Source organism: Clostridium cuniculi (assembly GCF_004353185.1).
Taxonomy (GTDB): Bacteria; Bacillota; Clostridia; order Clostridiales; family Clostridiaceae; genus Clostridium; species Clostridium cuniculi.
Genome location: NZ_SMUS01000020.1, coordinates 69,054 through 75,509 on the forward strand (window position 1 = coordinate 69,054; position 6,456 = coordinate 75,509).

Annotated in this window: 6 protein-coding genes and 2 rRNA genes; 1 reads left to right on the forward strand and 7 read right to left on the reverse strand. The window is 27.5% G+C overall.

The window, feature by feature from the left end:
* Window position 1: 1 nt before the first annotated feature.
* The 4 genes from EJJ37_RS11430 to EJJ37_RS11445 form a co-directional block, all read right to left on the reverse strand.
* On the reverse strand, window positions 2-1,195 hold the full coding sequence (locus tag EJJ37_RS11430) for an acetate/propionate family kinase (RefSeq protein WP_133015713.1): 1,194 nt from the start codon (window positions 1,193-1,195) through the stop codon (window positions 2-4).
* A 117-nt stretch (window positions 1,196-1,312) separates the two neighbouring features.
* Window positions 1,313-2,185 carry a DUF6734 family protein gene (locus EJJ37_RS11435; protein ID WP_133015714.1) on the reverse strand — a complete coding sequence of 291 codons (873 nt, stop codon included), beginning with the start codon at window positions 2,183-2,185 and terminating at the stop codon, window positions 1,313-1,315.
* Between the two features lie 31 nt (window positions 2,186-2,216).
* Window positions 2,217-2,402: a hypothetical protein gene (locus EJJ37_RS11440; protein WP_133015715.1), complete on the reverse strand. Its 186-nt coding sequence runs from the start codon at window positions 2,400-2,402 to the stop codon at window positions 2,217-2,219.
* Window positions 2,403-2,476: 74 nt separating this feature from the next.
* Window positions 2,477-3,568: a ribose-phosphate pyrophosphokinase gene (locus EJJ37_RS11445; protein ID WP_133015716.1), complete on the reverse strand. Its 1,092-nt coding sequence runs from the start codon at window positions 3,566-3,568 to the stop codon at window positions 2,477-2,479.
* A gap of 323 nt (window positions 3,569-3,891) precedes the next feature.
* On the opposite strand from EJJ37_RS11445, the gene EJJ37_RS11450 reads away from it, so the two are divergent.
* Window positions 3,892-4,500 (forward strand): methyltransferase, encoded by a 609-nt coding sequence (locus tag EJJ37_RS11450; RefSeq protein WP_133015717.1) that lies wholly within the window; start codon window positions 3,892-3,894, stop codon window positions 4,498-4,500.
* Window positions 4,501-5,161: 661 nt separating this feature from the next.
* On the opposite strand, the gene EJJ37_RS11455 is transcribed toward EJJ37_RS11450, so the two are convergent.
* The 3 genes from EJJ37_RS11455 to EJJ37_RS11465 form a co-directional block, all read right to left on the reverse strand.
* Complete coding sequence (locus EJJ37_RS11455; RefSeq protein ID WP_133015718.1) at window positions 5,162-5,788, reverse strand: DUF488 domain-containing protein; 627 nt, start codon at window positions 5,786-5,788, stop codon at window positions 5,162-5,164.
* 309 nt (window positions 5,789-6,097) lie between these two features.
* Window positions 6,098-6,214, reverse strand: a 5S ribosomal RNA gene (gene rrf, locus EJJ37_RS11460).
* Window positions 6,215-6,332: 118 nt separating this feature from the next.
* Window positions 6,333-6,456 (reverse strand): 23S ribosomal RNA (locus EJJ37_RS11465); the annotation flags it as partial.

The following is a 6,456-nucleotide window of genomic DNA, read 5'->3' on the forward strand; positions in this document are numbered from 1 at the left end:
GTTATTTAACTAATTTTGCTGTATCTCTAGCAATCATTAGTTCCTCATTAGTAGGTACTACATATACCTTTACTCTAGAATCCTCAGTAGATATCTCTTGGATTTTTCCTCTTATTTCATTGTTTTCTTCATTAAGTTCAAGTCCAAAGAATTCTAAACCTTTTAATATTTCTTTTCTTGTAATAGAAGAATTTTCTCCTATACCAGCAGTAAATACTATTACATCTATACCACCCATTGCTCCAGCATAAGCAGCAATTTGAGTTCTAACTTTATAGTAGAATATTTCTAAAGCAAGCTTTGCTCTTTCATTACCAGCTTCACCTGCTGCTAAAACATCTCTAAAATCTGATGATACTCCTGAAATTCCTAGTACTCCAGACTTTTTATTTAATAATTCATCTACTTCTTCTATTGTATATCCATGTTGTTCTATTAAGAAGCTAATAACAGATGGATCTATGCTTCCTGATCTTGTTCCCATCATAACACCTGCTAGTGGAGTAAATCCCATAGAAGTATCTACAGATTTACCATTCTTAACAGCAGCTAATGAACATCCATTTCCTAAGTGACATGTAACTATCTTTAAATCTTTTAAATCTTTTCCCATAACTTCTGCTACTTTATTTGAAACATATTTATGAGATGTTCCATGGAATCCATATTTTCTAATTCCATACTTTTCATATAAATCATATGGTAATGGACAAATATATGAATGTTTAGGCATTGTTTGATGGAATGCTGTATCAAATACTGCTACCATTGGAGTATTTGGCATTAATTCTTTGCATGCTTCAATTCCTATAATGTTTGGTGGGTTATGTAATGGTGCAAGCACTATACAATCTTTAATTGATTGTAAAACTTCATCATTAATTAAAACTGAATCCGAATATTTTTCTCCACCGTGAACAACTCTATGTCCTACTGCTGAAATTTCGTCCATAGATTTAATAACTCCATGAACTGGATCAATTAATGCTTCTAATACTAGCTTTATTGCGTCCTTATGATTTTTAATTTCTGTATTTATTACATATTTGTCTTTTCCCTCAACCTTTTGAGTTAATACAGAGCCTTCGATTCCTATTCTTTCAACTAATCCTTGAACCATACATTCTTCTGTGCTCATATCGATTAATTGATACTTTAAAGATGAACTACCACAGTTTATTACTAAAGTTTTCATTTTCCCACACTCCTTCAAAAAATTATTATTATATATATAATAACACTAAATCTCTAAAATAACTAAAAAGATTCATTATTCTATTTTGTCTGAAAACTCTTTAAATTAAATATAAAACTAATTTTTAATTTCATTATAATACCTTTTTAAATGCTTAATATTACCTATAATATCTTCATATTCAGGATAATCTCTAATAATTCTATTAATACATCTTATACAAAAATCTTTTCTTTTATCAAAATCATCTTTCATTTCTTTCTTATATCCCCAAGTATGAGTAAATAATTTTTGCTTATTAGAAAATAAATTCTCTAAACTCATTATTTCTTTAATTTCAATATTTTTTCTTTTAGCACACATTGATATAAGCCTTTGTTCTGCAAAAACCATATTAATAATCTTATCATCACTATTAGATAATTTACTCATAAACTCTATAGCTGTTGCAGTATAATAGTCTTTAAACTCATCATTAGAAATATACATAAATGCAGTATTACTAGGTAATACTGTCCAATCCAATTCTTTATCTAAATAATATCCATCTTTAAATTTGAAATACTCTTTATCAGGATATACTTCCTTCACTATTTTTTCTTTATGAATTACACTTACTTCTGTATTGTTTAAAATATCCCCCAGATTTTTCCATGCAATAAAATCAGTATCTATCATGACACAAGGAGATTTTTGGCTCTTTAAGGCATAAAGCTTTCCTGCTGCCCAGAATATATTACTATCAATTTTATCATTTATATCCTCTAAAGATACATCAATTCCTAAATCCCATATATCTTCTAAACCTATACTCTTATAATAATTAGCCCCTACTTTATCAGTAATCATTTTTATACTTCCATTTTTCTCTCTCCACTTTAATGCAGAAAGAATAGTTGTTAATATTTCAAAATCCTCTATATAATATTCTTTATGTGGATTTGCATTAAAAAATGGTTTAGTCCAATTTGAATGAAATGCTTCTATCATTATCTCTTTCCCTTCTTTATAAAACTAAAGTCTATATAAGGTTTAATCCATATCCACCTATACCTGATACATTATATATTGAAGAAATACTTTCACTATTACATTTGTATTGAATATCTCCCTTTTCCCCTATAGTTGAATTCTCTTTAATTTCTTTTTTATTTACACATATCACTTCATTTTCTTTCTTTATTTTATTAATTACTTCTCTTCTCATACTTTCTCTCCAAAAAAAATATTATAGCATAGTAAATTCTCATTCTTTTACATATGCTATAATATATCACATTCTTATTCTTCTAATAAATCACGAATTACTCTTGTTGCATCCATATAAGAAGCAATAGATTTATCATAATTTAACTTATTTATTATTTTTGATACTAATTCTGACATATCTACAGCTCTGTACCATTTAGAATCACGTAATTCATCAGATATATATGTTAAATTAGTAGAATATACTCTAGATATTATTCCATCTTCATAGAATCTATTAAACTTTTCTAATCCTTCTGTAAAGAAAGCAAATGTTGTTGCTACATAAACATTTCTCGCTCTTCTTTCCTTTAATTCTATAGCTATATCAAGTACTGATTCACCAGATGCTATCATATCATCAACAATTAATACATCTTTTCCTTCAACATCTCTTCCCATATACTCATGTTGTACTATAGGATTTTTTCCATTTACTATTGTTGAATGGTCTCTTCTCTTATAGAATAAACCTACATCAACTCCTAAAACACTTGAATAATAAATAGCTCTATCCATAGCTCCAGTATCTGGACTTATAACTATAAGCTTGTCTTTGTTTAACTCTAATGTATTTTCATTCTTTATAAGAGATTTTACTATATCATAAGTTGGATAGATATTCTCAAAAGATAGTAGAGGAATTGCATTTTGAACATTAGGATCATGTACATCAAATGTAAGTACTTCGTGTACTCCTAATCTTTCTAATTCTTGAAGTGCTAATGCACAGTCTAAAGATTCTCTACCTTTACGTCTATGTTGTCTTGATTCATATAAAAGTGGCATTATTACTGTAATCTTGGCAGCTTTCCCTCTAATTGCAGAAACAGTTCTCTTTATATCTTGGAAATGCTCATCAGGACCTTTATGATTAATAAATCCAAACATTTTATATGTACAACTATAATTACCAATATCGCATAAAATGTATATATCCTTACCTCTTACACTCTCTGATATTTTGACTTTTCCCTCTCCGTTAGAGAATCTTATTTCATTGATTGGTATTAGGAATGATTCATTAGTATTTCTCTTTTTTTGGATAAGCTTATCAATAGCATTTCCAAGCTCTTTACAACTTTCTAGAGCTATTATTCCTAACTCATGTCTTAATTCTGTCATCAAACTTTCCCCTTTACATTAAAATTTCAAAGATTCAAATTTAATAATATATACTATATAGTATGTAGCATATCATATATTTATAAAATTCTAATCATTAATAGTATATACTAAACCCGAATATTAATAAATAGTTATATAAAAATATTCTATTTTATTATATTTTCATGTTATTTTCGTTAAATCAGACTAATTTTCATACATATTTTTCAATTTCTGTTAATTGCCCATAAATTTTAAGAATAAATATTTTTTAATATATATATTTGATATAATATATAAATAATTTATTTAAACTTATAAACACTAAAAGGAGCTTACTTATGGATGATATATATTACGAAAGATTACTTAATATAAAAACAACAGGAGAACAACAAGGATTTTACGAATCTCATCATTATAATAGATATGAAGCTACATCTTATATGGCTTTAGAATCATTATTTAAAGAGTATACACTAAATAATTCAGATCATATAGTAGACTTTGGATGTGGGAAAGGAAGATTAGCATTTTATATAAACTATTATTATAATTTATCTGTTACTGGAATAGAAATGAACAACAATTATTATGCCATATGTGAAAATAATAAAAAGAGTTACTTTAAATCATTCTCAAAACCCAAAGAAAAGATTAACTTTTTAAATATATTTGCAGAAAATTATAAGGTATCACCATTAGATAACAAATTCTATTTCTTTAATCCATTTTCACTGCAATTATTTATTAAAGTTTTAAATAACATTTTAATTTCAGTAGAAGAATTTCCCAGGGAGATAGATTTGATATTTTACTATCCATCTGAAGAGTACATAGATTACTTAGAAAATTATACTGCACTAACTCTAAAACAAGAAATTCCAGTACATAATCTTTATCTAATAGATAAACGCCAAAAATTCTCCATCTACACACTCTATATCTAAATTGTTCGTTACGTGGAAGCGAAAAAATGAAATATTTATTTTCCAGTAACCGTGAAATTTTCACCTAGAATTTATATAATTGATTGCGTAAAGTTTGCTAAAGTTTTTAAACTCGCTATTCGCTCAAACAGTAAAAACTTCTTTACGCAACTTTACTCCATCAATTATTAAATTCTACGGCTTAATTTCAATGGTCCTTCCAAATTAATATTTCATTTTTTTCTTTTTTTCACGTAACTACCTATAACATAACCCCTTACAGTTAATGTCTTTTGCTACATTTTATATGACAAGTCGTTAACTAAAAGTATTTTAACCTGGATAAAACAAAACTTTTTAAATTAAAAGATAATTATTCTATCAAAATAATTTATAGTACAGAACATTAACTTTATGGGTATTTCTCTTTTAAATTGCAGACCTAGGCTTTAAAGCTAGTGATAGAGAAAAATTAATGATATAACCGGAAGAAAGTATTATATAATAAGCTTTAGAATTTAATTATTATTGTAATAAAATTAGCGTTAAGAAGCTGAGGTAAGCGATAGCGAACTTCGAAGCTTTAGCTGATTTTATGGAAATAATAATATAAATTCTTAGCGAAATTATATGACTTAATGGAGGTTATATCATTATTTTTCGGCATCACGGCATTAACGCTTTAGTGCGCAATATTATTCAAGTGTTCTATCCTGTATCCTATTTCTTTATTTGCTAGCCTATAACCTTCTTCTATCATTTCTTCTCTAGTCAGACTATTTCCAATTAAATCATCAATAGTCATTTGATTTCTATTGCTAAAATATTTATCTAACAGCATTTGCTCTATATCATCTTGTGATGCTATAGAATAGTCATCTAATATATGTTTAACATTAAATCCTGATTTTCTTAATGCCTTTCCTACTAAAATAGCCCTATGACATCTTATAGGTTCCTGCATTGCTCCTAATAAAGCTATATTATAACCTTTATTACAACCATTTTTTAATCTTTCTATTCCCTCTAAAAATTCCTTTTCCTTTATTACTTTCTCAAAATCAGAATACCCTTCTTCATTGTATGATTGCTTATTTATCCTTTTAGCTGCTAACTCTTTAGCCATATATATGTAAATAAATCCTGCCTTACTTAAGGTATATCTTATAGTTTCCTTATCAAATTGAACATTATACTTAGAATAAGGTGTCCCTCTAATATCCACTACGCAATTAATATTATAATACTTTAACATATCAATAAGCTTTTCAACTGTATAATTAGAATGTCCTATAGTGTATATATCCATATGTCCTCCTAATAAAATTTATTTAATCTCTTAATTATATTTTACATTAATTAAAGTTTATATTATTTTATCATATCAAAATACTATAATAAAAAATCTATTCTATTATATTGAAATTAATCTTATAATTAAAAAGTAAATTAAATAGTTCTTATCCACTTCCTTATTTGGGTCGTGCTTCAATAGATCAAAAATTATATTTGTACCTTATGATTATATTGAAGAGTAAATATCTTTGATAAAGGTTACTTATTTATTTTATTTTTTTGCATAAAAAAAGTACTTAGCCATTAACTAAGTACTTTACCTACCTGGCAACGTTCTACTCTCCCACACAGTCTCCCGTGCAGTACCATCGACGCTGTAGAGCTTAACTTTCCTGTTCGGAATGGGAAGGAGTGTTTCCTCTACGCCATCATCACCAGATGCTATGATTTTCTAAATCTTTGATTTAGTTAAAATCTTGTACTCCTCAACTCTGTTGAGTGAGTTTCCTTTTAGAGATTTTGTTATCTCAAAATTGCACATGAATTATTCTATTTTATTGGTCAAGCCCTCGACCTATTAGTATCAGTCAGCTACATACGTTACCGCACTTACACCTCTGACCTATCAACCTTGTGTTCTTCAAGGGGTCTTACTAGCTTATGCTATGGGAAATCTCATCT